We start from the raw sequence: 3,205 nt of genomic DNA on the forward strand, positions 1-3,205 counted from the left end.
ATTCCGCCCGATGCAAACCATACGGCTGCACCGTAGCTTGCACGGCCGCAATCGGCAAGGTGGCGGTCAGCACGAAGCCCGCCCCCGGCGACGTGGCGATCTGAAGGTCGCCGCCGAGCCGCGCGACGCGCTCGCGCAGCCCGATAAGGCCGAGTGAATTGCGTCTGATGCGTGCTTCGGTCGCGACGCCATGGCCGTTGTCGGCGATGCTCATGACGCAATTCGGATCCTCCCGAACGATGTCCAGCTGCACCACGGTCGCCCCTGAATGGCGGGCCACATTGGTCATTGCCTCTTGAACGATGCGATAGACGGTGGTCGCGCTTTCGCGATTGAAGTCGATTCCGCCCACATCGATACGCGCGATGACGCGCACCTTGTGGCGCCGTGAAAACTCGTTGACGAACCACTCGATGGCGGGAATGAGACCGAGATCATCGAGCATGACGGGCCGCAGGTCCGCCGCGATCCGCCGCACCGATTCGACCATCTGATCGATTGACACATACACGCCCTGCAAGGCTTGCACAGGCGACGGCGGCGCGGCACCGCTCAGCGTCTGCTCGGTCAGCGTCACCTGCATCTTCAATGCGACGAGTTGCTGCCCCAGCTCGTCATGCAATTCGCGCGCGATGCGCGTTTTTTCTTCTTCGCGCACGTGTTGAACATGACCGGAGAGTCGTCGCAGCTCCTCCCGCGACAGCCGCAGCGCCTCGGTTCTTGCGAGCAATTCTTCCTCCGCGCGCTTGCGACGCTGGATATCCTCTACGACCGAAATGAAGTAGTCTGGCTTGCCGGTTTCCTCACGCACCAGTGCGACCGTCAGATTGATCCATACCGGGCTGCCGTCCTTCTTCAGATAGCGCTTTTCCAGCGTGTAGGTGTCGAGCTGTCCCTCGAGCACCTGATGCATTTGCGCGAGGTCGATGTCGAGATCGTCGGCATGCGTGATGTCCTGAAAGGTCAGCGACGACAGTTCGTCCCGCGTGTAGCCGACGATATCGCACAGTTTCTGGTTCACTCGTAACCAGTGGCCGTCCGGGCTTACAAGAGCGATGCCCACCGCCGCCTGTTCGAAAGTTGCACGGAAACGTTTCTCGCTATCCCGCATGGCCCGTTCGGCCTCCTTGCGCTCGGTGATGTCGCGCAAGAAGGCGCTGAAGCACAGGCGCTCACCCATGCCAACCGGCGTGATGGTCAACTCGATCGGCAATTCATGCCCATCGCGGTGCATCGCGCTCAGTTCGACTCGCTTGTGCAGCAGTACCGCGTCGCCGGTGGCCAGATAGCGCCGCAAGCCGCGTGCATGGGCCTCACGAAGACGCGGCGGAACAATCGTCTCGCTCAATGGACGGCCTAGCACGTCGTCATGAGCCCAACCGAAGGTAGCCGATGCCTGCGGGTTCCATCCGACGATCGCGCCGTCGCGGTTCATCGTGATCACCGCGTCCAACGCGCTGTCGACGATCAGGCGTGTGCGCTCCTCGCTATCGCGCAAGGCTCGTTCGCTCTTCTTGCGTTCCGTGATATCCGTGGAGATTCCTGCTACAGCGACGATTCGATCTGCCGAGTCACGCACCGGGAACCTGACCGAGATGTACGTATGCAGGCCGTCGCGGAGCGCGACCGCCTCCTCCGCCTCGACCACTTCGCCAACGGCCACGCGTTCGTCGATCGCCCGGCACGCGTCGGCATGCTCCTTCGTGAACAGGTCGTAGTCCGTCTTGCCGAGCAGCTCGTCCGCGGTCGCATGGTGAATTTCTTCGTACCGGCGGTTGACCAGCAGATATCGCCCGCTCAAGTGCTTGACATAGATCATCGTGCCGGCGTTGTCGACGATCGATTGGAGCAACTGCTGGCTGTCGCGCAGCGACTGGATTGCTCGCTCGAGTTCGGCGCCCCTTTGGCGCAAATCGTCGTTTGCGCGCTTGAGCGAGTTGGACAGGCTGCTCGTGTTGAATCCGAGGAAGACCAGCGTTCCGATCAACACGGTGAACGAACTCGTCGATACCAGCAGTGCCAGCCAGTTCGTGTCGAGCTTGTCGGCAGCAAGGCAGATACTTCCCGCCTCGAAATTCGCCGCGTCCATGCCGGTATAGTGCATGCCGGTGATCGCCAGACCCATGATCATCGCCGAGCCGAGACGCTTGAAAATGAGGTTTTGCTGCTCGGGCGTGCGCAGCGTGAAAGCAATCCACAGCGCGGCGATCGACGCTGCGATTGCAATGGCAACCGATGCCATCACGACCCAGAACGTATAGCGGATCGGCGGAGACATTTGCATCGCCGCCATGCCCGTGTAGTGCATGCCGGCGATCCCCAGCCCCATGAGGGCCCCCGCGGCACCGAGGCGGACGCGGGAGAGTGTTCCCCGCGTCACTGTGGTCAACGCCAGAAATGAAACCACGACGGCGATCAGGAGCGAAGCCGCCGTAGTGGAAAGATCGTATCCGACCGGGATCGGTAGCGCGAAGGCCAGCATGCCGATAAAGTGCATCGACCAGATGCCGATCCCCATTGCGAGGGCGCCACCAATCAGCCAGGTTGTCCGTCGCCGTGCCTGTGGCAGAGAAGAGATTCGACTGGACAACTCCACGGCGGTATACGAAGCAAGGAATGCAACGACGAAGGAAACCAGAACCAGTAATGGGTTGTAGGTGCCGCTCATGTCTGTGGCTCCCTCCAAGGATTGCTGCACAACGATAGCGTTGATCGGACAGCGCCTTACGGATTTTGGCTTCGTGATGAGGCATCACGACGACGCGCTCGCGACACGAATTGAGGGCACTAATGGGTTGTTGCTGCGAATGCAGCCATTCAGCATTCGTCCTGCCATATGAGTATAGGCGGGAGGCGCCCAGTGCGATTACGGTGCGGCAGTTTGGAGAGAAAACAGTAAATGCTACCGATTACTGCGCCGCACGCGTCAGGCGCAGCGCAGCCACGCCGAGCGCGTGCCCCTGAGAAGAGCCGAACTACCCCGCCGCCCATTCGGCGAGCTTCGCCACCGTATTCATATTGCGGGCGGTGCCCGACTTGGCCGTCCGGATTTTCAGCTTCGATTCCGCCATCCCGTTTCCGTAATGCACGTAGATCTCCCGCGTTCCGAGCGCGATCTCTTCCGTCCGTTGGCCGCTCACGCCGGCCAGGGTGTCGGCGGGCGGAGGCTCGTCGAGGAAGATAGCGACCGTTCGATTCGGTGCAG

At 61.4% G+C, this 3,205-nt stretch carries 1 protein-coding gene and 1 pseudogene; both read right to left on the reverse strand.

Features of this window, described 5'->3' with window-relative positions; translation table 11 throughout:
- On the reverse strand, positions 1-2,668 hold a 2,668-nt coding region (locus ACTHNZ_RS10200), incomplete at its 3' end, for a PAS domain S-box protein (protein WP_440542383.1).
- A 307-nt stretch (positions 2,669-2,975) separates the two neighbouring features.
- Positions 2,976-3,205 (reverse strand): annotated as a pseudogene (locus ACTHNZ_RS10205) (DUF1697 domain-containing protein); the annotation flags it as partial.

The sequence above is a fragment of the Trinickia sp. genome (assembly GCF_051953955.1).
GTDB lineage: Bacteria > Pseudomonadota > Gammaproteobacteria > Burkholderiales > Burkholderiaceae > Trinickia.